General features: G+C 51.8%; 29 protein-coding genes. 11 read left to right on the plus strand and 18 right to left on the minus strand.

What is annotated here, in order from left to right; translation table 11 throughout:
* Positions 1-70 precede the first annotated feature (70 nt).
* Positions 71-217, minus strand: a complete 147-nt coding sequence (locus ACFOGI_RS08825; RefSeq protein ID WP_390271531.1) for a lmo0937 family membrane protein — start codon at positions 215-217, stop codon at positions 71-73.
* Between the two features lie 114 nt (positions 218-331).
* Here ACFOGI_RS08825 and fabZ point away from each other — a divergent pair, with 114 nt between their 5' ends.
* The 4 genes from fabZ (at position 332) to ACFOGI_RS08845 (ending at position 1,647) form a co-directional block, all read left to right on the plus strand.
* Complete coding sequence (gene fabZ, locus ACFOGI_RS08830) at positions 332-751, plus strand: 3-hydroxyacyl-ACP dehydratase FabZ (RefSeq protein ID WP_390271533.1); 420 nt, start codon at positions 332-334, stop codon at positions 749-751.
* Positions 752-892: 141 nt separating this feature from the next.
* Positions 893-1,207 (plus strand): hypothetical protein, encoded by a 315-nt coding sequence (locus tag ACFOGI_RS08835; RefSeq protein WP_390271535.1) that lies wholly within the window; start codon positions 893-895, stop codon positions 1,205-1,207.
* 145 nt (positions 1,208-1,352) lie between these two features.
* Entirely contained in the window at positions 1,353-1,508 is a 156-nt protein-coding gene (locus tag ACFOGI_RS08840; RefSeq protein WP_390271537.1) for a hypothetical protein, read from the plus strand.
* Complete coding sequence (locus ACFOGI_RS08845; RefSeq protein WP_390271539.1) at positions 1,489-1,647, plus strand: hypothetical protein; 159 nt, start codon at positions 1,489-1,491, stop codon at positions 1,645-1,647. Before ACFOGI_RS08840 ends, ACFOGI_RS08845 begins: the two co-directional genes overlap by 20 nt.
* 52 nt (positions 1,648-1,699) lie before the next feature.
* Here the strand turns inward: ACFOGI_RS08845 and ACFOGI_RS08850 are convergent, their stop codons facing one another.
* The 12 genes from ACFOGI_RS08850 to gvpQ all read right to left on the minus strand — a co-directional run bounded on the left by ACFOGI_RS08850 (position 1,700) and on the right by gvpQ (position 7,721).
* Positions 1,700-1,828 (minus strand): hypothetical protein, encoded by a 129-nt coding sequence (locus tag ACFOGI_RS08850; RefSeq protein ID WP_390271541.1) that lies wholly within the window; start codon positions 1,826-1,828, stop codon positions 1,700-1,702.
* A gap of 56 nt (positions 1,829-1,884) precedes the next feature.
* Complete coding sequence (locus ACFOGI_RS08855) at positions 1,885-2,508, minus strand: YtxH domain-containing protein (protein WP_390271543.1); 624 nt, start codon at positions 2,506-2,508, stop codon at positions 1,885-1,887.
* 232 nt (positions 2,509-2,740) lie between these two features.
* The gene (gene gvpJ, locus ACFOGI_RS08860; RefSeq protein WP_390271545.1) at positions 2,741-3,067 is read right to left on the minus strand and encodes a gas vesicle protein; all 327 of its coding nucleotides are present in this window, start codon (positions 3,065-3,067) and stop codon (positions 2,741-2,743) included.
* Between the two features lie 23 nt (positions 3,068-3,090).
* The gene (locus ACFOGI_RS08865) at positions 3,091-3,375 is read right to left on the minus strand and encodes a gas vesicle protein K (RefSeq protein ID WP_390271584.1); all 285 of its coding nucleotides are present in this window, start codon (positions 3,373-3,375) and stop codon (positions 3,091-3,093) included.
* Positions 3,376-3,394: 19 nt separating this feature from the next.
* Positions 3,395-3,658 carry a gas vesicle protein gene (locus ACFOGI_RS08870; protein WP_390271547.1) on the minus strand — a complete coding sequence of 88 codons (264 nt, stop codon included), beginning with the start codon at positions 3,656-3,658 and terminating at the stop codon, positions 3,395-3,397.
* Positions 3,659-3,676: 18 nt separating this feature from the next.
* A complete protein-coding gene (locus ACFOGI_RS08875; protein WP_390271549.1) occupies positions 3,677-4,480 on the minus strand; it encodes a GvpL/GvpF family gas vesicle protein in 804 nt (267 codons plus the stop codon).
* Positions 4,481-4,489: 9 nt separating this feature from the next.
* Positions 4,490-4,747: a gas vesicle protein GvpG gene (locus ACFOGI_RS08880; protein ID WP_390271551.1), complete on the minus strand. Its 258-nt coding sequence runs from the start codon at positions 4,745-4,747 to the stop codon at positions 4,490-4,492.
* Positions 4,744-5,514 (minus strand): GvpL/GvpF family gas vesicle protein, encoded by a 771-nt coding sequence (locus ACFOGI_RS08885; RefSeq protein WP_390271553.1) that lies wholly within the window; start codon positions 5,512-5,514, stop codon positions 4,744-4,746. Before ACFOGI_RS08885 ends, ACFOGI_RS08880 begins: the two co-directional genes overlap by 4 nt.
* Positions 5,511-6,437 (minus strand): gas vesicle protein GvpN, encoded by a 927-nt coding sequence (gene gvpN / locus ACFOGI_RS08890; protein WP_390271554.1) that lies wholly within the window; start codon positions 6,435-6,437, stop codon positions 5,511-5,513. The genes ACFOGI_RS08885 and gvpN overlap by 4 nt, the downstream gene beginning before the upstream one ends.
* 12 nt (positions 6,438-6,449) lie before the next feature.
* A complete protein-coding gene (locus ACFOGI_RS08895; RefSeq protein ID WP_390271556.1) occupies positions 6,450-6,716 on the minus strand; it encodes a gas vesicle protein GvpR in 267 nt (88 codons plus the stop codon).
* A 90-nt stretch (positions 6,717-6,806) separates the two neighbouring features.
* Entirely contained in the window at positions 6,807-7,079 is a 273-nt protein-coding gene (gene gvpA / locus ACFOGI_RS08900; RefSeq protein ID WP_390271558.1) for a gas vesicle structural protein GvpA, read from the minus strand.
* Between the two features lie 63 nt (positions 7,080-7,142).
* Positions 7,143-7,721, minus strand: a complete 579-nt coding sequence (gene gvpQ, locus ACFOGI_RS08905) for a gas vesicle protein GvpQ (protein ID WP_390271560.1) — start codon at positions 7,719-7,721, stop codon at positions 7,143-7,145.
* Between the two features lie 228 nt (positions 7,722-7,949).
* On the opposite strand from gvpQ, the gene ACFOGI_RS08910 reads away from it, so the two are divergent.
* The 4 genes from ACFOGI_RS08910 to ACFOGI_RS08925 all read left to right on the plus strand — a co-directional run bounded on the left by ACFOGI_RS08910 (position 7,950) and on the right by ACFOGI_RS08925 (position 13,434).
* Positions 7,950-8,423 (plus strand): competence protein ComK, encoded by a 474-nt coding sequence (locus ACFOGI_RS08910; RefSeq protein WP_390271561.1) that lies wholly within the window; start codon positions 7,950-7,952, stop codon positions 8,421-8,423.
* Positions 8,424-8,600: 177 nt separating this feature from the next.
* Positions 8,601-9,485, plus strand: a complete 885-nt coding sequence (locus ACFOGI_RS08915) for a TetR/AcrR family transcriptional regulator (protein WP_390271563.1) — start codon at positions 8,601-8,603, stop codon at positions 9,483-9,485.
* Positions 9,486-9,507: 22 nt separating this feature from the next.
* Complete coding sequence (locus ACFOGI_RS08920) at positions 9,508-10,371, plus strand: efflux RND transporter periplasmic adaptor subunit (RefSeq protein ID WP_390271564.1); 864 nt, start codon at positions 9,508-9,510, stop codon at positions 10,369-10,371.
* 3 nt (positions 10,372-10,374) lie between these two features.
* Positions 10,375-13,434: an efflux RND transporter permease subunit gene (locus ACFOGI_RS08925; protein ID WP_390271567.1), complete on the plus strand. Its 3,060-nt coding sequence runs from the start codon at positions 10,375-10,377 to the stop codon at positions 13,432-13,434.
* Here the strand turns inward: ACFOGI_RS08925 and ACFOGI_RS08930 are convergent.
* A complete protein-coding gene (locus tag ACFOGI_RS08930; RefSeq protein ID WP_390271568.1) occupies positions 13,371-14,240 on the minus strand; it encodes a hypothetical protein in 870 nt (289 codons plus the stop codon). The genes ACFOGI_RS08925 and ACFOGI_RS08930 overlap by 64 nt on opposite strands.
* Positions 14,241-14,634: 394 nt before the next feature.
* Here ACFOGI_RS08930 and ACFOGI_RS08935 point away from each other — a divergent pair, with 394 nt between their 5' ends.
* Positions 14,635-16,314, plus strand: coding sequence for an SLC13 family permease (locus tag ACFOGI_RS08935; RefSeq protein ID WP_390271570.1), 1,680 nt, complete (start codon positions 14,635-14,637; stop codon positions 16,312-16,314).
* 496 nt (positions 16,315-16,810) lie between these two features.
* On the plus strand, positions 16,811-17,113 hold the full coding sequence (locus ACFOGI_RS08940) for a hypothetical protein (RefSeq protein ID WP_390271572.1): 303 nt from the start codon (positions 16,811-16,813) through the stop codon (positions 17,111-17,113).
* Between the two features lie 394 nt (positions 17,114-17,507).
* On the opposite strand, the gene ACFOGI_RS08945 is transcribed toward ACFOGI_RS08940, so the two are convergent.
* From ACFOGI_RS08945 to ACFOGI_RS08960, 4 genes are all read right to left on the minus strand, one after another.
* Positions 17,508-18,131, minus strand: a complete 624-nt coding sequence (locus tag ACFOGI_RS08945) for a cyclase family protein (protein ID WP_390271574.1) — start codon at positions 18,129-18,131, stop codon at positions 17,508-17,510.
* Positions 18,132-18,149: 18 nt separating this feature from the next.
* Complete coding sequence (gene zwf, locus ACFOGI_RS08950; protein WP_390271576.1) at positions 18,150-19,637, minus strand: glucose-6-phosphate dehydrogenase; 1,488 nt, start codon at positions 19,635-19,637, stop codon at positions 18,150-18,152.
* A gap of 82 nt (positions 19,638-19,719) precedes the next feature.
* Positions 19,720-20,166: a threonine/serine exporter family protein gene (locus ACFOGI_RS08955; RefSeq protein ID WP_390271578.1), complete on the minus strand. Its 447-nt coding sequence runs from the start codon at positions 20,164-20,166 to the stop codon at positions 19,720-19,722.
* A gap of 178 nt (positions 20,167-20,344) precedes the next feature.
* On the minus strand, positions 20,345-21,085 hold the full coding sequence (locus ACFOGI_RS08960; RefSeq protein ID WP_390271580.1) for a threonine/serine exporter family protein: 741 nt from the start codon (positions 21,083-21,085) through the stop codon (positions 20,345-20,347).
* A gap of 208 nt (positions 21,086-21,293) precedes the next feature.
* Between ACFOGI_RS08960 and ACFOGI_RS08965 the strand changes: the two genes are divergently transcribed.
* Positions 21,294-22,379, plus strand: a complete 1,086-nt coding sequence (locus ACFOGI_RS08965; RefSeq protein WP_390271582.1) for a glycosyltransferase family 4 protein — start codon at positions 21,294-21,296, stop codon at positions 22,377-22,379.
* The last annotated feature ends 185 nt before the right edge of the window (positions 22,380-22,564 follow it).

The following is a 22,564-nucleotide window of genomic DNA, read 5'->3' on the forward strand; positions in this document are numbered from 1 at the left end:
GTATACGGGTCCGTACGTACGGTGGTGTGAGAGGACGGAGGTTAGTCACCTCCTCCTACTCGATTTATAGCTAGGTTTTCCGATTGCCGGTGATCAGACGATAGACCAGGACAATGAGTGCGACAACAAGCAGCAGATGGATCAAGCCGCCGGCAATTTCAAATAACAGGCCGATCACCCAAAGAACTAATAAGATGATGAGAATTGTCCAAAGCATGGGTAACCTCCTTTCTATGTTGCTGTATTTGTAGTCCATTCCTTTTTCAGCGGATGGACAAACTTATCTTTGGTATAATGGGGCAGATAGCATTTACGAAGGAGAGATCTGACTATGGACATCGAACAAATCAAAGAAACCATCCCGCATCGCTATCCGTTTCTGCTAGTGGACAAAGTGACAGAGATGGAAGAGGGAAAGCGTGTCGTCGGGTTGAAAAATGTGTCGGCGAACGAGCCGTTTTTTCAAGGGCATTTCCCTGAATATGCGGTCATGCCAGGTGTGCTGATCATTGAAGCACTTGCCCAGGCAGGAGCCATCGGCATGCTCGGAATGGAAGCGAACAAGGGCAAGCTCGGATTCCTGGCCGGAGTTGATAAATGCCGTTTCAAACGTCAGGTAAAACCTGGTGACCAGTTGAAGCTGGATGTTGAAATCGTCCGCGTGAAAGGCCCGGTCGGCAAAGGAAAAGGCATTGCAACTGTTGATGGCGAAGTTGCTTGTGAAGCGGAAATCACGTTCGCCATTAAATAGAAGCTTCTACATTTAACATGCCCAAATACCGCTCCTGCACCAAAGAAATTGAGATGCAATTTTTCCGGAAAAATGATGTATCACTTCCTTTAAAATGGTTAAGCTAATCGCGATAGCGAACCACAAAGGAGGAAATGCAACATGAATAGGAAATTGCTTATCAAACTTGGTGCACCTGTTCTGGCCCTGTCTTTGGCTGCAGCTTGTGGTACCACCGAGGAAGACCAGCAGCAAGATGACGAAATGATGGAAGAAGAAGCTCCAGCAACGGAAGAAGATGAAGCGCCATTGAACCAAGAAGATGATAATAATAATGAAAATCCGATGGAAGAAGAAGACGGAATCAATGAAGACGAAGGTAATGGCGGAAACGGCAACGGTGAAAATGGCGAGAATGGCAATGGTGGAGTCGGCGGCGAAAATGAAAACGGCGACGGCGGCATGGGTGAACAATAACAAAACGCATACATGTATGGTTTAAGCAGAACGGCGGGAATGCAGGCGTTCTGCTTTTTCTGTGTGGAGCGGTTGTTGGGTGGTGGTAGTGGTGGAGGTCAGCTGACCGCTGGAATCCGTTAACTAGCGGGGAGCGGTGGATCAGATGAAGCGCCTAGAATCCGCTAACTCGCGAGGAGCCATACATGCCGGCAATGGTTTGATGATCGCTGGGACTCTGTCCACCCCTAGTGATGAAATCCATGCGGTTGGGTATAGTAAGATGATAGGGGGGATAAATGATGATCAATCAGGACTTTGACAAATTCATCAAGTACCAGGAGAAGGCAAAGGCCAATGAACCAGGCCGTGCTGGAAAACACGCAAAGAACTTGGACCCGGCAACAAATAACCGTAAAACTTCCAACAGCCACCCAGGGGCAGAAGGACGGGAGCGTTAACAGGGAAATATAAAGCAAGCAGCCACTCCGGCCGAGTGGCTGCTTGCTTGAATCAATCTTCTTTCTGTTCTTCTTTGTTGCCTTTCGCTTCATCCATTTGGTTGTCCTGAAGCTGTGATCCTTGCTCCGTATCTTTCGGATCACGGATGACATTTTTTCTTTCTTTATCTTTTTCACTCATCATTATCTCCTCCTGTTATTCGATTTACCCACTTTTGCCGACTGGGCAAACATCCATCAGGATTTTACGGCTGGTTTGGACTGGCCGTTTTTCTTGCTTGCCGGCTGCTTTTTCGTTGGTGCTTTTGCTTTATTGGCCGGTGCCTTGGTATCGATTTTCGGTTTGGAGGATTTCTGTTCATTAGTTTCTGCACGATCATTGATTTCTTCTTCCTGGTCATTGCTTTCTTCCCGTGTGGAGTCGTTGTCCTCTTCAGCCTCATGCCCCTGTGCTGCTTTCATGTCATTCGACTGGAGCTGGGAATCGTCGGTCGAGCTCTCATCTTCGTTTTGATTTTCCTGTGAAGCTTCCTCGTCCTGATCGCCACGCTTCTTCACCTTGCTGCTCAATTGCTTGGTCTTATCGCTGGCAGTCGTGCGGATCTGATCATATTTATCACGGGCGTTCGTGCTGATCTCATTATACTTATCCCTTGTCGAATCGCTCAGCTCCCTGGATTTGGTGACTGTCTTATCTTTGATGTTGCCTGCCTGGGTGCTGACATCCTCACGCATTTCCTTCCCGGATTTCGGTGCCATGAATAAAGTGGTTGCCACACCAAGAGCATAACCGATCACGCCACCGCGGATCACGTCCTTCTGTGTGTATAGTTTCTTTTCACTGTTTTTCTCTTCACTCATGATATAACCTCCTAAAAGAAATTTAATGAAAACATATGCTACAGACCGCTCACTCGGGCGCCAGCCCCGCCACTCGGGCCGCGCACCCGCGCACTCGGGCGCCAGACGCGCTCACTTGTGCCACATGCACTGCCACTCGGTCGCCAGCCCCCGCCACTCGGGCCGCCACATGCCACGTATAAAGCACACTTCCCTCACATCACCCACCCTACACCCGCCTGAGCAGCAGCTTCTATAGCCGGCTTCCTTCGCCGAGCTTGCTTTCCAGCTTCTCGAGCCGTTGCTGGAGCCGTTCGTTTTCTTCCTTCAATTGATTCTGTTCACTTTTTGCTGCTTGGGAATTGAGGTATGGATCGTTTTCCCACCAGTCCATGCCGATTTCCTTCGCCTTGTCGACAGAGGCGACGATCAAGCGGATTTTGATGGACAGAAGTTCGACGTCGGCGATCCCGACGCGGATGTCACCGGCGATGACCACCCCCTTATCGAGGACGGTTTCCAGGACATCGACGAGGTTGCTGGATTGGTTCATGGTCTGTGGAGAATGTTCGCTGGCCATGGCAGTGGCCTCCTTTCCTATGTTTATAAGAGATTTCCCAATGGGCCGAGGTCGATGTTCAAGTCCTCATCATCCAGCCCGAAAATGTCTTTCAGCTCATCCATTTTCATATCGAGGTTCATCAGGGCGACCCCGATGTTCTCGATTTCTTCTTCACTCAAGGTTCCACCGTCCACGCGCCGGATGGCCTGGCGTTCGACCAGCTGCCGCAACAGTTCGATGACGGTGAGCACCAGCTGGGCCAAGCCTTCCTCCGCACTGTCGGAGTCGATGTGGATCCGGCCGCTTTTTTCGGGGCGGTGGTCCAGATTGCCAAGGGATCCGGCGTTATTCAGATTGATGGATGACACGGTTCAATTCCTCCTTTTCGCGGTCGAATTCGTTGGAAGACAAGGCTTCCGCCGCTTTCTGGTTGGACTCTAGCAGGGTTTCCACTGAGGAGATCAACACCCGGAGATCCAGGTAGACGAGATCCACGCCGGCAATGGACAGGATCAGGTCCCCCTTGATGGCAACCCCCTTATCGAGGACAACATCCAGTACATCGATCAGGCCGACTTCCTTGTTTTCAAATTCATGCCGATTTGCCACAGGATTTTTTCCTCCCCCTTAGCTGATTTTTGCGAAATGGTAGGATGGCCATGGACCGGTCACTTCCATGATCCAGCCTTCATCCTTCGACTGCTCCTGGAGCTGTTTGACCTTCTCCAGAAAATCTTCCACTGCGTCCTTCTCCAGCATGTAGACACTGTTCCAGCACATTTCTTCCTGTCTGCCGGTCACGTCGCGGTTCCAGTTCTTCTTCACTTCGGTGCCACTGCTCAGTTCCTGCAACTGCTCATGGATGTCTTCAGAAAAACGGTGCTTTTCCCGCTCTGCTTCCTGATCGATCAGCTGGTCCAGCTTGCGCTTTTCCAAGTACTGCCGGCCGGGGGAGAGGTTGGAGATTTCCTCGCGCTTTTCCTCGACATTCTCATTGCGGGCGCCGACAGCTTCCTTCACTTTGCTGGATTCACAGTAGATTTTCAGGATCCATTCTTCCTTGTCTTCAATCTCGCCAAAGATTTCCTGCATCCGCTGTTTATGGGGCTCCAGCGTGTTTTTCAGGCTTTGTTCGCTGGAATAGATGGTGCAGAATTTCATCGGAATGACCGGATACTTTTCGTACAGCTTCATCAGTGCTTCGTGATGATGGAAGGCTTTTTCATGCAGCCAGTTCGGATCTTCTGTCTTCTGTTTCAGCTGTTCTTCCCCGTATTCCTCCGGGTCAAGTTCACACACGACCGCTTCGACCCCATCAAGCAGCAGGCTGTACGTATCATGCTCGTCGTCCAGCCCCTTGCAGGCGGGTAGGGGATCGGTGTGTTCGTCCCGTTCTGGGATGATTCCGTATAAGTAGATCAATTTCTCCATAGAATTTCCTCACTTCTTTCTCTTGGTCATTTCTTCTATTTGTTCCATTTCCCGTTTCTTTGCAATTTCATATCGGAGGAGCAGTTCTGATTCCTGCTGCTTGTAGGCATCGTCCTCGATTTCCCCGAGTTCATACATCATCTGCAGGTGGATCAGTTTCTGCTGGATATGCTCCAGGTCGTAAAATTCCCTGTCCACTTCTTCCTTCACTTTCTCGCCGATTTTGACGACCATGTTGATGGGGGAAGTGAAGAGTTTATGGATCATGGGGTTTCCTGCTCTTCCACTTTCAATTGGATGTTGATGAAGTTATAGGCCGGCCATGGCCCGGTATATTTGAAATCGACCCGGTCCTGCCACTTATCATGCAATTCATTGACCTTCTCATCGAAGGCCGCCTCCTGTTCCCGGTCGATCAGATAGGCGGCATTGAGCAGCATCTTCTCGCCAATCGGGTCATTCGTTTTCACTGCTTCTGCCAGCGGCTTCAATGGTTCATGGATTTCCGTCTCCATTTGCTTCTGCATATCCTGGAAAAAGTCCTTGGCCATTTCCCCGAGCTGGATCCGGTCAAAATAGCCGGCAGCTTCTGACTTGGATTGGACGACCTTCTTCTTTTGGACGACCTGCTCATTCTGATTGATATGTTTTTCGAGCCAGTCCTTCTTTCCGATCACCTTGAGGCCGACTTCGATTTTCCCCTTGATTTGCGGGAACAGTGTTTCCAGCTGCGGATAAAGGCTTTCCGCGAGAGCCTCGACGTCTTCATCGGTATGGAAGACATTCCCGAAGCTAATCGGTACGACGGTATCGGATGACTCCATCACCGTGGAAATGACTTGCTGATGCATCATCAGATTTTCTCTGCTTGGATGGTAGATTTTCATCGGCACTTCGGTGACGACCATGGCGGCATCCTTATAATGGATGGTGCGGATGTCCCGTGTTTCTCCTTCAAAGTCGATTGCGCCGAACGAGGCCGCTTCATCTGTCTGTATGCAGCAAAATACATAGATTCCCTGCTCTTCACTCATGTTTCTTCCCCCACTTTCACTTTTCTTGCTTCCTGTTCCAGCTGCTTCCGCACTCTGGAATGGTTCTTTTCTTCCACCGAGTTTTTCAGTGGGAACCAGGTGATATCCAGGCAGAGCCGGACAAAATCATCATTATTCCCATCAATCGGTATACCTTGGCGGGAGGCGATATCAGCAATCATCAGGCAGGCGCGCAGGCCGGGTCCGTTCCCATCTTCCTTCTGGGAGGATAGTCCACGCACTTTCTGCATGAAGCGGACAATGGCTTCAGCTTCCCCCTGTTCCAGATCTGTTTTGCTCCTTATGGCCATTGCCTCAGCCTCTGTATCCATCGAATCCATCGGCAGTGTCACCATCCGGTCGAGCAGGGCATCCTGCGTGGAGAACACGCCGGCATATTCTCCCGGATTGCTCGTGAAAATGACGGAGAACTCCGGGTGGACCTTCATATAGGTGCCTTTCTGCTTGGTTCCGTACAGTGGCAGGATCTTCTCCTCGAGAATCGGCAGAAATATATTGTTCGTTTCCGGCCGGGAGCGGGTGAACTCGTCATATACGAGGGTATAGCCTTTCCGGATGGCCTCGAGAAGCCGTCCATCGGTCCAGGATTCGCTCACATTTTCTTCGATCTTATAGACGCTCCGCACATAGTTGTCCTTCAGCTTGCTGCGTGTATAGCCGGAGTAGGTGCCGATGAGGTCCTCATTGGAGAGGTCCTGGTTGCCGTGAATCAGCATGACCGGCCGCTTCCGCTGTTTGGCGATATGGAGGGCAAGGGTCGTTTTTCCGATACCCGATGACCCGGTGAAATGGACAGGATAGCCCGCATCCAGATAGTTCAAGCCACGGTCGATGAGCCCCTGGTAATAGGTCGATTCCTCATAGAGCTGATTCTGCTGTTGGATTGCTTTGCTGTCCGCCATGATTGCTTCCCCCTATGCCTGTTCTTCCAAATCGCTGCGGTACCGGAGACTGATCCGGGAAAATCCCATCACATCGAGTTCGTCATCCAGGAAGATTTCGTACAGCCCGATCATCTGATCATTCCCGTATTTCTTCATATATTCCTTTTCCTCAATGATTTCGACCAAACCGCGCCAGCCTTCCTGTTCCTCTTCCTTGCGCCTGGTGACCGAGATGATTTTATGTGGTGGTGCGATATGCTGGTGGAAAAATTGATTGATTTCTTCCATTACTTGCATGTGCGTCCCTTCCTTCCTTTGAATCTAGTAAGTATGGCAGAGCCGGGGCATCCGGCCGCCGGACTCTGCGGTTGGATGGTCTATGGGATGTTAGGCGTCTTCATATTCATAGTCATAATCGGTGCGGGCAGACAGCCTGTTGGATAAGCCATCTTCCTCCACCTCATCCTGAAGCAGGCCGACCGCTTCAGCATAGCGGAGCCATGTGTCGACACTGGCCACGACGACACGCGCCTCGACCGTGATCAATTCAATTCCTACGACAGACACCCGGGCAAATGCGTCAATCACAATCCCTTTGTCGAGAATGCGGTCGATCACCTCTGCCAGACCGGAACTGTCGGTTGATTTTTGAATAGCCATAATGAAACATGCTCCTTTCTGATTAGTATCTATAGAAGAAAGCTGTTAAAGCTTTTTCCTCCATCATCTGTTGTTTGCATAGCCTATGATGTGGCTGACACCTTTGATGCTGCTCGCGCCTTTGATGTCTTTGGCACTTTTGATGTGGCTGATCCCCTTGATGTCCCTGGCACCGTACACACGTTTTTTTCCTCTCGAGGAGCGGGTATTGGTGCGCCGGTTCAAGCGGTCTTGGAATTCTTCGCCGGCTTCCTTGGCCCCGGAGAGTTTTTCCCGGACGGACAAGAGAGCATCCTGTGCTTTGTCCTGAAAGTCTTCGGCATTGGCATGGACTTTTTCTGCGTTTTCCTCTTTCATCTCCTGCAGCTGGTCGGTAGCCTGCTCGACCTTTCCTTGGATATTGTCCTTCAATCTTTCTTTGAACTGGTCGGCCATCTCATCCCTTGCTTCGCTTTTCAGCTCTTCTTTGAATTCTGCCGGATCATCTGCACGTTTGACGGCCTGTTTCACTCTTGGCAGCTGGTTGGAGATGCCGTCCCGGACCTTCGGCAGCAGGATGGGAGTGGCGGAGCCGAGGAAGGTCAGGGTGCCGGTGATCAGCGATGCCTTCGTTCCCGGGCTGATATTCAACTTATCCCCCATAGATAACCTCCTTTGACAAGGGCCGGATATCGGAAGCTTGAAAAACCCTTATAGATGGATACCCTGTCTCAGCAATTGAAAACTGGCTATTATTTCCTAATCTGTTCCTATTCCCAAGATCGTAGGGGCGATATGCAGAAATTGGTAAATTTTTCTATATAATTAATAGATTTTCGAACCGTATCATAGTAAAATAATCTTGCTGAAGGCAGGAAGGAAGGTCATCAGTTGGAAGAATGGCCAGGTTCTATCTATCAAATCTCGAAACAGACCAAGGCATTGATTACGGAAGAAATCGGCAATTACCGGACAAGTATTCTGGAAAAGGACGGCGGGAGGAGGAGATCCTCCCATCGACCGGAAAAAATTCTGCAGCACAGCTGTCAGATGGGAGGCTCTGATATCGAGGGCCGCAGGAAAGCGGTGAAGGAAATTCTCGGCATTTCCTGTAAGCTTCCGGTACCGACCCATCCAGGGGAGGGACTGTTCATGGTTCCGACCACTTCGATTCGCAAAAAGGAATGTGTATGGCTGAACTACCAGCATTTTAAGACATGCCAGCAGCAAGGGAGCCAAGCCTACATTACCTTTTGGGATGGAAGCGGTTTATTCGTGGATGCATCTGCCACCCAGGTGGATGCCCAGATCAAACGGGCCAGCCAGGTCATCGTCCAAATGAATTACGGCAGACTGTTCGATTGAGGCAGGAGGCAGGGGAGGGGCATCACCTCCTCTGACTGTCCGGTCACCTGATATATCGTATGGATATATGACTTGCTACAGCGCTCGGCCACTGTATATAATGGAAAAGGTGAAGAAAAAAATGTATTGGCATATGACTGACCGGTTAGTCATATCACATAAACGTGGAGGTATGGAATGAATGAAAAGAGAAGGAAGTTGATTGAGGCAGGGATGAAGCTTGTGGCTGCCAAGGGCTACCACTCGACCTCCATCCAGGAAATCGCCGAAGAGGCGGGTGTCTCCAAAGGCACCTTCTACATCTACTTCCAATCGAAGGAAGATTTTATCACGACGGCATTCGGCTATTTCCATGACCTGATCGACCAGCAGTTCCGACAGATCAATGAGGAAGGCCATACACCGAGAAAACAGCTGGAACTCCAGATCAATTTCCTGTTGAGCTGTGTGGACAAATACAAGCAAATCATCATCATGTATTTTCGCGAACACATCTCCATCGGGGAGAACACCGACAAGCTGACAGAGAAATCCAAGCGGGAGAGCTTCCTATGGATGCGCGATACCATCCGCCATATTTACGGAGAAGAGGTGGATGAATATTTGGCAGACCTTGTCATCCAGATGGAGGGCATTTTCCATGGCTATTTGAAATGGGTCGTGCTTGATCATGTCCAAGTGGATAAAAACAGACTCGGAGCCTTCATCATTCATCGGATGGACAGTTTAGTGCAGGGGATGATGGCAGATGGAGAGGAACCGCTCACGACATTGGACAGTTTTCCTGACGGCTACCAAATCGATCAGCCACGTCATGATCAATCGATGCAAGACCTGTTCGGGGAACTCCGCAGCAAGGTGGATATGCTGTCCATACCCGAAGGAAAGCATCGCCAACTGAACGAGGCATTGCAGGCGTTGGAGCGGGAAGCGGCAGCCGATGCACCGAACGAGGTGGTCATCCAGGGGCTGTTTTCGCATTTCAGCCGTTATCCCGAACTGCAGGGAATATGCAAGGAGCTGGCAGCATCCTTACATATCGAATTATTGGATGGAGAATAAAACACGGGAGAGGAGCAAGAGGATGAAAAAATGGTTATTCGGCATCCTGGCAGTCCTGATGATTGCCGTGCTTGCCGCATGTACGGAAGAAGATGATGCGAGTGAAGAAGAGACAGAAGAAGATGCCGCTGTTGCGGTAGAAACCGCCGAGGTGAGGGAGGGCGACTTGGTCGTGGACCGGTCGGCATCAGGCAGGACATCACCATCCCAATCTGCCCCAGTGATGCTGCAGGCACCTGGTGAAGTGGATACACTTGAGGTCTCCGAGGGAGAACAGGTGGAAGAGGATGATGTGATCGCCAAAATCGCCACACAGGCCGGCATCCAGAATATCCGTGCCCCGAGGGATGGCGAAGTGATGAATTTGGCTGTCCAAGAAGGGGATATGGCAACAGCGGAAGAACCGCTTGCCATCATTGCCGACATGAATGAAATGACCGTGGAGTTTACGGTGACTGCTGAAGTGAGGGATCTGTTGACCGAAGGCGATGTCCTCGATGCGGTGATCGAAGGAGAGACATATGAAGCAGAAGTGGTAACCGTCCGAGCCATGCCGGACGATACCGGTCTCTACCCGGTCGAAGCCACCATCCCGAATGAGGATGATAGGCTCGTGCCGGGCATGATTGCCGAGCTCACCATTCCGGAAACTGTAGCAGAAGGCGCGTTGATCATTCCGACGCAGGCCTTGGTGGAAGAGGACGGGAGCACATTCGTCTATCTGGTCGAGGAGAATAGTGCCGTGAAGACGAAAATCACTCCGGTCGAGACACAGACAGAAGAGACAGCGGTCGAAGGGGAAATCGAACCGGGTGATCAAGTGGTGACTACCGGCCAGTCCAATCTGTCGGACGAAGATACCGTAGAAGTAGTGGAAGGGGAATAAATCGTGAAAATCGTAAATACATCCGTCAAACGTCCCGTGGGCGTCATCATGATTGTCCTTGCCATACTTGCGCTCGGGCTGGTCTCGGTGCGGAGTTTGACCATTGATCTGTTTCCGAAAATCGATCTCCCGGTCGCAGTGGTGGCGACAAGCTATCAGGAAGCGGCCCCAGAGGATGTCGATAATCTGATCAGCCAGCCGATCGAGTCGGCGGTCAGTTCGATTGAAGGGGTCGACACCATCCAGTCGCAGTCCCAAGCAGGGAATTCCCTTGTGATGATCATGTTCCAGAACGGAACGGACATTGATCAGGCGCTCCTCGACATCCGGGAGAGCGTCGATCGCGTAAAAGGCATGCTGCCGGATCAAGCTGGAGACCCAAGTATCCTCCGGTTCAGCCCCGACCAGATGCCGATCATGTGGGTCGGCCTGACCGGCCAGGAGGCATCGGCCCTGACGGAAGTGGCCGATGATGAGGTTGTTCCGTACTTTGAACGGCAGCCGGGAATCGCCTCGGTCACCGTTGAGGGCGGAAAAGAAAGAGAAGTGCAGGTCGTGCTCGATGAAGCGGCCATGCAGCAATACGGCGTGACTTCCCAAGCTATATCCGACGCACTGAGCGGCTCCAATATGTCCGCCTCGGTCGGTACCGTGGAAAAAGGGAACCAGGATCTCCAGCTCCGCCTGACAGGGGAATTTGAATCCCTGGAAGATATTGAACAAACGTTTGTTCAAACGGAGGCAGGTGCCACCGTCAAGGTAGAGGAAGTGGCAGAAGTCCGTGATACGTTCAAGGAATCTACAGATATGACGCTCGTGAACGGGGAGCCTGCCGTCGTCCTATCGGTCATGAAGCAGACGGATGCCAATACCGTGGAAGCGGCAGGCAATATCCAGGACAGCATCAGCGACCTCCGGGAAGAGCTGCCGGAAACGATGGACCTTTCCGTGGTCATCGACACGTCTGAATACATCCAGATGTCGATCGATTCCGTCGTTCTCAACATCATCATCGGTGGAATCATCTCAGCCTTTGTCTTGCTGCTGTTCCTGAAAAGCATCCGGGCGACATTGGTCATCGGCATCTCGATTCCGATTGCCATCATTGCCACGTTCGCACTGATGTACTTTACCGGACAGACGCTGAACATCCTGACCTTGGGTGGGCTTGCGCTCGGTCTCGGGATGATGGTCGACAGCTCGATCGTCATTCTGGAGCATATCTACTCCTTCCGGAAGCGGGGCTACAGCCTGATCGAATCGGCCACCAAAGGTGCATCCGAACTGGCACCAGCAGTGATTGCGTCGACGACCACCACCCTGGTCGTGTTCCTGCCGATCATCTATGTGGAAGGAATCGCGTCCGACATGTTCACACCACTGGCATTGGCTGTCTCGTTCTCGCTGATTGCCTCTCTGGTGGTCGCGATTACGCTCGTACCGATGCTTTCATCCAAGTTGCTGGCAAAAGCCATGGAAGACAACGGCCGCCGCTACTGGTTCGACCGTTTCCTCGGCTGGCTCGCCGATAAATACCAGGGCGGATTGGAATGGGTGGTCGGCCACCGCAAGACGACGGTGTTCCTGACCATCGTCGCCCTGGTCGGAAGCATCGCACTCACCCCATTGATCGGGGCGGAGTTCATTCCATCCTCCGACCAGGGGCAGCTCCAGGTTACAGCAGAAACAGAAGAGGGCAGTACCTTGGAAGAGACGGAAGAAGTGGTGACTGAGGTCAATGAACGCCTCGATGCTTATGCCGATACGATTGAAACCAGCTATGTCGTTGCTGGCGGGGACCCGATGATGGGATCGGGGCCGAACACCGCCACCTACACGATGCAGCTTGTCCCGGCGGCAGAGCGGGAAGTGAGCACCAGCGCCTTTGCTGTCGAGCTCGATGAAGCGCTCGCGGGCATTCCAGGGGCAGAAATCACCGTCAGTGCGATGGACAGCATGGAAATGGGCGATCCGCTCCAGATCCAGGTGAGCGGTCCGGAGCATGATGTTTTAAGGAATCTATCCCGGGATATTGTCGCAGAAATTTCCGAAGTCGATGGCGTCTTCAATGCGAGCTCCGGTGCTTCCGAGGCCGTGCCGCAGATGGCCATCACCGTTGATGATGCCCGCGCCTCGATGTATGGGCTGAACCAGCAGCAGATCCTCGGCCAACTGCAGATGCAGTTCAACGGCCAGGTTGTGACGCGCTATCGCGAGGCCGGACAGGAGATGGATGTCAGCCTGATCTATCCGGAAGAGGACCGGGGAGCCATCAGTGACTTGGAAGATATGAAAATCCAGGCACCGACCGGGGCAACCGTACCGCTCCGTGAAGTGGCCGACCTGGACCAGGAGAGCGGTCCCGTGACGCTCACCCGGCAGAATCAACAGCCGCAGATGAATATTTCAAGCGAAGTCGAAGGACGTGACCTCGGCAGCGTCGTCGCTGATGTGGAAACCGTATTGGAAGACATGACCTTCCCGGAAGGTTATGACTACTCCCTCGGCGGCCAGGCACAGGACATGAATGAATCCTTTATCGACCTGGCCATCGCCCTGGTGTTCTCCATCTTCCTGGTGTACGCCGTCATGGCGATCCAGTTCGAGAACTTCCTGTTCCCGTTCATCATCATGTTTGCCCTGCCGACCACCGTCATCGGCGTCATCCTCGGCTTCCTTGTAACAGGACTGCCGCTGAGCATCGTCGCCTTCATCGGCATCATCATGCTCGCCGGGATCGTGGTGAACAACTCGATCGTGCTGGTCGACTATATCAACATTCTGAGAAGAAACGGCATGGACAGAAGGGAAGCCATCACCGAAGCCGGCCGCAGCAGGCTGCGCCCGATCATGATGACCACCCTGACCACCATCCTAGCGATGGTACCACTCGCCATCGGAATCGGCGAAGGAGCCGAACTCCAGCAGCCGCTGGCAGTCACGCTCATCTTCGGCCTTGGCGTCTCCTCCCTGTTCACCGTCTTCTTCGTACCAGTCATCTACACCCTGTTCGATGACCTGACGAAGAAAGTGACTGGAAGGAAAAAGAAGAAGAAAGCATAGATAGAGGAAACTCCCCGTGTGGACGGGGAGTTTTTTTGTGGGGTGCGGTGGGGGGAGCGGCGGATATCGAGTATGACCTGCTGATAAAGGAGATCTCCAGCCGATATCGGGCGTGACCTGCCGCTAAAGCGGGGCTCTGGCTGATATTTGGTGTGTCCTGCTGATAAAGCTGAGCTCCAGCCGATATCGAGTGTGACCTGCTGATAAAGCTGGGCTTCGGCTGATATTTTGGTGTGTCCTGCCGATAAAGGCGAGCTCCGGCTGATATCGGGTGCGTCCTGCTGATAAAGCTGGGCTTCGGCGGAAATCTGGCGTGACCTGCTGATAAAACAGGGCTCTGGCTGATATTTGGTGTGTCCTGCCGATAAAGTTGGTCTCCAGCCGATATCGGGCGTGACCTGCTGATAAAGGAGATCTCCAGCCGATATCGATTGTGACCTGCTGATAAAGCTGGGCTTCGGCTGATATTTGGTGTGTCCTGCCGATAAAGGCGAGCTCCGGCTGATATCGGGTGCGTCCTGCTGATAAAGCTGGGCTTCGGCGGAAATCCGATGCGTCCTGCTGATAAAGCATAGCACCAGCGGATACCCCGTGCGTCCTGCTGATAAAGCGGGGCTTCGGCGGAAATCCGGTGCGTCCTGCTTATAAAGCATAGCACCAGCGGATAAGTGAAGTGTCCTGGTGATAAAGCTGGGCACCGGCGGATAAGCGTTGTATCCTGCCGATAAACCAGATCTCCCGCAGATATCCGGTGCGTTCTGCCGATAAAGCAGATTTCCAGCCGATATCTGCTCCCAGCGGTCCAAAGCCGCGGCCCGAGTGCATGGGAGCGTGGCCCAAGCGGGATGTGCTGTCGCCCGAGAGGGAGGTGCTAGAGCCTGAGTTGAGAAGACCGTCGCCCGGGCTTCAATAGGGGTTTATATAAAAATGGTTTTGTTCATCTTTCTTCTCCTTCCCTATGAAACTAATTAATGGAGGCAGCAACTGGCGGCAGCTCATCTAGCAATAGAAAAAATATAAGCTTCCTTGTTTAAGAGCGGACTGCCTATGTTTCGGACGATTGGCTCATGCGTGTTTAAATGATATTTGATAAAATGGTATTGTCGAAGATTGGGAAAAATTGTAATATCCTGTAAGATTTCTCTATACTTTTTCCCATACATAATATAGAAAGCGCTTAGATAGAAAGGATGTAAGATGATGGCAAATGGAGCAGTGGAGACGCTGTGGAACGGGCTATGGAAGTCTCATGCCCGGACGAAGCAGCTTCTTACCTTTTCCCAGTTGAAGTCTGCTGATCAAAGAGGGGAAAAACAAGCGGCAGACCAGCAAGACAACCTGCCAAAAGGCAGCCCGAATGGGGGAGATGATGGGGGAGGAGATGGTCCGAAGCGGGCATATTCAAAAGGCCAGCTGGTCGGTTTGATTCTCGGGCCCTTCCTATTTGTGATGATGATGCTCTTCTTTACGCCAGAGGGACTGAGCTTCGAGGCACGGGCAGTCTTGGCGTCGACGTTATGGATTGCCACTTGGTGGATTTCGGAAGCCATCCCGATACCGGCAACCTCCTTGCTGCCGATTATTCTGCTGCCAGTACTCGGAGCATTGGATAGTGATACGGTCGTTTCCTCGTATGGGGACGACATCATCTTCTTGTTCCTTGGCGGGTTTTTCATCGCGACCGCCATGGAAAAATGGAATCTGCATCAGCGGATGGCTCTGGCCATCATACATATGATTGGAACGAGCACCAACCGGATCATCCTCGGCTTCATGGTGGCGACCGGATTTCTCTCCATGTGGGTGTCCAATACCGCCGCCGTCATGATGATGATTCCGATCGGACTGGCGATTGTCTACCAGGTCAGTGAATCATTGAAAGGGGAAGAGCAGCAGGGAGAGCTGAAGAAATTTGAAAAAGCGATTATATTCGGTGTCGGCTACGGCGGTACCCTCGGCGGACTCGGCACACTGATCGGCACGCCGCCGAACATCATCCTGGCCGGCCAGGTGGAGCAATTATTCGGCATTGAAATCTCTTTCCTAGATTGGCTGCTGTTCGGAGCGCCCATCGTATTCATTCTCATTTTCGCCGTATGGTTCTATCTCACCCGGCTCGTGTATCCGATCAAGCTGAAAAGCCTCCCGGGAGGACGGGAACTGATTCAGAGCGAACGTAAGGCATTGGGTACGATCCGCTATGAGGAAAAAGCGGTGCTGGCTGTATTTTTGTTTGCAGCATTCATGTGGATCACCCGGACATTCATTTGGGAAGATATTCTTCCGATTCCCGGACTCAATGACGGGATGGTCGCCATTGCGGCGACACTGCTGCTGTTCCTCATTCCGGCTTCCAATGGCCATGGTACCAAGATACTGGAGTGGGAAGATTCGCGCGACATCCCATGGGGCATCCTCCTCCTGTTCGGGGGCGGGCTGGCGATTGCTGCCGGCTTCAGTGAGACAGGTCTATCAAATTGGATCGGGGAGCAGCTGACCATTTTGGAAGGCATCAATTTCATCCTGATCATCCTGGTATCCACCACCTTGGTCATGTTCCTGACAGAAATCACATCCAACACAGCAACAGGCACCATGATTCTTCCAGTCGTGGCCGCACTCGCCGTCGCGCTGGAAATCCATCCATTCGCACTGATGGTGCCATGCGCCATGGCAGCCAACAACGCATTCATGCTGCCAGTCGGAACACCGCCAAACGCCATCATCTTCGGAACAGGCAAACTGAAAATCATCGAAATGGTGCGCAACGGCTTCTGGCTCAACGTGGTCTCCATCATCCTGATCGTCGTCGCCATTACATTCTGGCTTCCGATTCTGTGGGATATTGATTTGACCATCCTGCCCGCTGGATTGGAATAGGAAGAGTGCGTGCGCGGCCTGAGTGGCAGGTGCTGACGCCCGAGTAAGCGGAAGCGTGGCCTGAGTGGCAGGAGAGCTGGCTTATCGGCAGGAGGCGCACGTAATCAGCAGAAGAGCTGGCTTATCGGCAGGAGGCGCGCGCAATCAGCAGAAGAGCTGGTTAATCGGCAGGAGGCGCACGTAATCAGCCGGAGAGCTGGTTAATCGGCAGGAGGCGCGCGCAATCAGCAGAAGAGCTGGCTTATCGGCAGGAGGCGCACGTAATCAGCCGGAGAGCTGGTTAATCGGCAGGAGGCGCGCGCAATCAGCAGGAGAGCTGGCTAATCAGCAGGAGGCCCGCGCAATCAGCCGGAGAGCTGGTTAATCGGCAGGAGGCGCACGTAATCAGCAGAAGAGCTGGTTAATCGGCAGGAGGTTGCATCTATGTGTTATTTTCCTCATCATCGGGAAATATAAAATAGAATTCATTTTGATGTTTATGTACGGAGGAGTTTATATGTCGATATCGAAAATTATGAGACTAATCACTGGTATATTTGAAGCATTGCTCGGCATCCCGTTTCTCGGTGGAATCTATATCATCAGCAATGCTTGGACGCCACTTCTGGTGATGCTCGTGCTGCATATCATTACGCTCTTGCTGACTAGAAAAGATGGTGGGGCATATGCCGGAAGTGTGCTGGGTATCATTACTTCGCTCATTGCCTGGTTCCCGGTGGTCGGTATGTTCATGCACATCCTGACAGCCATCGTCCTGTTTATTACACTGGCTCTGCCGGATCGGAATAGAGGGGTTTAATGGGTTTAATAAATTTATTTAATAAAATAATGTTTAAGAAAAGAAGGGTGCAGTCATCACAGATTGCATCCCTTTTCAGTTGGAGCGCTGGGATTAGGAGATATACTCGTGCCCCAAGCACCGCAACTCGTGCGTCGCCCCGCCGTACTCAGGCCATAAGCACCGCAACTCGTGCCGTACCCCGCCGCACTCAGGCCATAAGCACCTCCACTCGTGCCGCCCCCCGCCGTACTCGGACCCCACGCACCGCAACACGTGCCATACGCCCTCGCACTCGGGCCCCATGCACCTCCACTCGTGCCACGCACCGCAACACGGGCCCCAAGCACCTCCCACTCCCCAAAACTCACAAAAAAAGAAGGCCCGCACAGGCCTTCTTTTTCCTATAATCTACTTACGTCAAGCTGACTCCTTCAAATAACAGCACGCGGGCCGGGGAGGCGTCGGTGCCTTTGATGCGGAGTGGTGCTGCGACCATGAAGTATTCGCCTTCTGGTACATCTAACAGGCGGAGTCCTTCGGCGATGATGATGCGGTGCTCGAACAGGGTCCGGTGTGTCGGGTGTTCGGGCTGGCTGCGTTCAATGCCGAGTCCGTCGATGCCGACGCCTTTGATTCCGACTTCGGCGAGGTATTCGGCTGCATCGGCTGCGACGAAGATGAAGTCGAAGTCGAAAGCTTCTTCCTGGGAGTTTTTCGTTTTGAACAGGATGAAGTCGCCGCGTTCGATCGGGAAGCCTTCGATGTCTTCTTTGGTGATGCGGTCTTCGACATGGGTCACGTCGAACAGCTTCACCTTGCCGACGAGGTCCTCGATGTTGATGGTTTCCATCGTCTCTCCATCATTGATCATATGGAGTGGGGAGTCGACATGGGTGCCGGTATGCAGGTCGAGGTCGATGCGAGACTCGGTCACATGTCCGTTGGTCACGGTGCTGATCTTCGGCTGTTTTTCTTCTTTATTTTTGTACACGGGCATCCCTTCATAGATTTCCGCTGATACGTCATACATTTTCATTGCGATATTCCTCCTTGCTTACTTAATGACATCGGTGATCGGCCACCAATGGAATCCGTCTTTCTCCAGCAGTTTGTCTGCTTCATCCGGTCCCATGGAGCCGGAATTGTAGTTCGGGAAGTCCGGTTCCTGTTTCGACCAGGCACTCAGGATGGAATCGATGTATTCCCAGGAATTCGCCACTTCGTCCCAGTGGGTGAAGTTGGTGGTATCTCCCTGCATGCAGTCGAACAGCAGCTTTTCATAAGCCTCCGGTGTATTGATGCCGTTGACGCTTTCGCTGTTATAGGAAAGCTGGATCGGCTGGGCGGATGAGCCATGACCGGCTTTTTTCGCATTCAGGAACAGGGTGACCCCTTCGTTCGGCTGGATGCTGATTACCAGCAGGTTCGGATTCTTCTTCTGATCCTCATAATAAAGATTCATCGGGATGTCCTTGAACTCCACGACGATATGGGTGGCCTTCTCGGCAAGGCGCTTGCCTGTCCGGATATAGAAAGGCACACCGGCCCAGCGGTAGTTGTCGATCATGACTTTTCCGGCGACAAAGGTTTCTGTCGGAGAATAGGCGAGCTCTTCCGCTTCTTCGCGGTAGCCGTTCACATTCCGGCGGCGAATGACGCCCGGCCCATACTGGCCGCGGACAAAGTTTTCGTCGACATCCTCCTCAGTCAAATTGCGCAGGGCGCGCAGCACCTTGATTTTTTCCGAACGGATCTCATCGGTCGTCAGATTGATCGGCGGCTCCATCGCAAGCAGGGCGACCATTTGCAGCATATGGTTCTGCACCATGTCTCTCGCTGCACCGGAGCGGTCATAATACCGTGCCCGTTCCTCGACACCAAGCGATTCACTGGACGTGATCTGGATGTTGGAGATGAAGCGGTTGTTCCACAGATGTTCGAAAATCCCGTTCGCAAACCGGATGACTTCGATGTTCTGTACCATTTCTTTTCCGAGGTAATGGTCGATCCGGTAAATCTGATCCTCGTTGAATGCTTCGCGGATCTGGTTGTTCAGCTCTTTGGCACTTTCGAGGTCATGCCCGAACGGCTTCTCGATGACCAGGCGGGTCCAGCCCTCGGTCTCTTTCAGTCCGTATTCCTTCAGATTGTTGGCGATGCTTCCGAAATACTCGGGAGCCATGGCCAGGTAAAAAATACGGTTACCTTCTGTCTGATATGTACCTTCGAGTTCCTGCAGGAGTTCGTTGAGGCCATTGTATGAGGAAGGCTCCGTTACATCAAAGGATTGATAGTAGAAGTGGGAGGAGAATTCCTCCAGGTTTTGTGCACCTGCTACGGTCTCCTCGATGGAAATTTCCACATTTTCGCGGAGTGTATCATTCGTCCAGGGTCTTCTAGCAAGCCCTATGACGGCAAAGTCCTCACTGATTTTTCCATTCTGGTAAAGACGATAGATGGAAGGGAAAAGTTTTCGCTTGGCTAGATCTCCCGTTGCCCCGAATATGACAATCACACTCTTCGGTCGTTGTTGGTCAGTCAATGTAATCCCCCTCAATTCTTTTCAGATAATAGTTAATTGTATAGTTATTGGCGAGTTAAATCAAACGTTGGAACTAAGTTTTTTATTTTGCGCGTCTTTTTAATGGAGATTTGCGGATGCTTTGATTGACTACTTCAGAAAACATCAACCCGATCGCAATGCCACCCGCGAGAAGCATTACCTGGGCCGACAGCTGGACGGCGGCCGTATAGTCATTTTCCACGAAATTCCGCATCGCATCATAGGCGACACCACCCGGCACGAGCGGAATCACGCCGGAAACATGGAAGATGATGATCGGTGTTTTATAAACTTTGGCAAAAATTTGCGTGATGATGGCCACGAGCATGGCCCCGAAAATGGTGGCAGGCACGGCATCCATCCCCTGCTGAACCAGAATGTAATAGAGGATCCATCCGGCCATGCCGGCGAGCCCGCACTGGATCAGTGATTTTTTCGGCGCATTGAACAGAATGCCGAAGCCGGCAGCCGCTACAAAGCTGGTTGCCAGCTGTGCTAGGATCATCATGTCACTTCCCCCTTGCTGAGTAAAAATGGATAATATTTCAAGTGATAGTTTCTGTAAACAGGTACATCCATATGCAGAGTTTCTCTCCTTCTAGATGGGAGGCCCCCGGAATGGGATTTGTGGACGCTCAACTTAGCGGCAGGGCAGGTCCGCCCCCTGCGATGTAATGAGCATTGTATTAAATAAAACCGACGACAACGGCTACTCCTGCACCGATGGCAAAAGCGGTGATCATCGCCTCGACCCCCTTGGAAAGGCCAGCGACGAGATGCCCGGCAAGCAGGTCCCTCGTGGCATTGGTGATATGCAGTCCGGGAACGAGCGGCATGACCGCCCCTATGATGATATCATCCAGATGGACACCGAAGCCGGTATTCACAAAGATCACCGCAAGCAGCCCGAGCACGAAGGAGCCGAAGAATTCGGAGAGGAAACTGATGTCCAAGAACCGGTTGAACGCAAGCATTCCCGCATAGCCTCCGCCGCCTGCGAGGAAGGCTGGGAGGAAATCCGGCCAGGTCCCTCCGAACATGATGGTAAAACTCCCGCTCACGAACGCGGCAGCAACGATTTGCACCCATTCTTTATAGTGGACCCGGTGCTGGTCGATCTTTTTCAATCTGCTGGCGGCAGCATTAATGTCCAGTTCCCCTGCGGTCAGCTGCCTCGAGACGGTGTTCACCTGATCGATGGTATCGAGGTCTGCTGTCGAGCGGCTGGTGATCCGCATGAAATTGGTGATTTCCGCTGCCCCACTGGAAAAATAAATCCCTGTCGGCATGGCGAGGCTGTGGGCGTTCTCCAGCCCACATGCGGCGGCCATCCGGTTCATCGTATCCTCTACCCGATGCGTCTCTGCCCCGCTTTCCAGCATGATCTTGCCTGCCAGCATGCAGACTTTTTCTGGTTGATTGTTCATTGGCAGTTCCCTCCCACTGTCTATCCGTATATTATAAGGATTTAAATAGTTGCTGTCAGCCTGTTTTTATGAAAAATAGGTATCTTCACCAGGATGACGTCGTTTTTGAACTTCCTCTTTTTGTACAAAACCCCTGCTATTAGGTATAATCGAAGAGATTACGATATAGAATGTTCCTAATTATAGGTGGGAATGGCAGGAGACTACTATGTTTTATGATTATACAGAATTAACGATTGCTTTTTTTATCTCACTCATCGCATCATTTTTGCTGACATATTTGGTTAAGAGTCTAGCTTTGAAAATAGGAGCGGTGGATCACCCGGATCATAGGAAGATCCATCAGGAACCCGTGCCGAGGATTGGCGGCCTGGCTATATTCTTTGGAGCAGTACTTGGCGTTCTTTACATACAACCGGCACATGACTCATTGATCCCCATTGCCTTTGGTGCGTTGGTAATCATTATCACCGGCTTCCTTGATGACCTGTATACGATCCGTCCGATCATTAAGCTGACCGGGCAGCTTATTGCTACGTCCTTTCTGATATCATCAGGATTGATTATCGATCGCTTGACATTGCCGATCATCGGAATGGTCGATCTTGGTTTTTTCAGTGTGATGATTACGGTTCTCTGGGTGGTGGGCATTACCAATGCCATCAATTTGATAGACGGATTGGACGGGCTGGCAACAGGTGTATCTACCATCGCACTGACCACCATATTCATTATGTCCTTGATTGATACCCAAGTACTCGTTGCTTACATCAGTATCGCATTGATTGGTGCCAATCTGGGATTTCTCTATCACAACTTTTATCCAGCCAAACTGTATATGGGAGACACAGGGTCGAATTTTCTAGGATATATGATTGCGGTCGTATCCATCTTGGGCTTGTTCAAAGAAGTAGCCATATTCAGCTTCATCATCCCGGTCATCATTCTAGCTGTACCAATCCTCGATACAGCGCTAGCGATTTTCCGGCGGGCGTATCGCAGGGAAAATATCATGGGAGCGGATAATAAACATTTGCATTATGAGCTGCTCGCCGGCGGATACAGCCATAGGAAAACAGTACTGATCATCTACGGCTTCAGTGCCTTGTTCGGCTTGATGGCAATCCTATTGTCGAACGCAAGCACAGCCACCGTCCTTATCGTCACATTTCTCGTCCTGTCCCTGCTTCATATTTTCGCAGAATTGGCAGGCGTAGTACTAGGCGGCAGACGTCCTATCGTCAATACCCTGAGAAAAATTCTCCGGAAATTGGAAAGAGGACGAGGGAAATAAATCGCAGGAACTTACCCGGAAAGAGGCCTTCTCTTACCGGGTATTTTAGTAGAATGGGAATCTCCCGCCACATGCGCCGCCACTCGGTCGCCACCAAGCCGGGCTCGTGCCGCGCACAGATGACGTACAATAGTCTGTGTAAATAAAAGGTATATAAAAAAAAGGTAAGGTACACCCTCTAGTTA

The organism is Virgibacillus xinjiangensis (assembly GCF_042643145.1).
GTDB lineage: Bacteria > Bacillota > Bacilli > Bacillales > Amphibacillaceae > Virgibacillus_O > Virgibacillus_O xinjiangensis.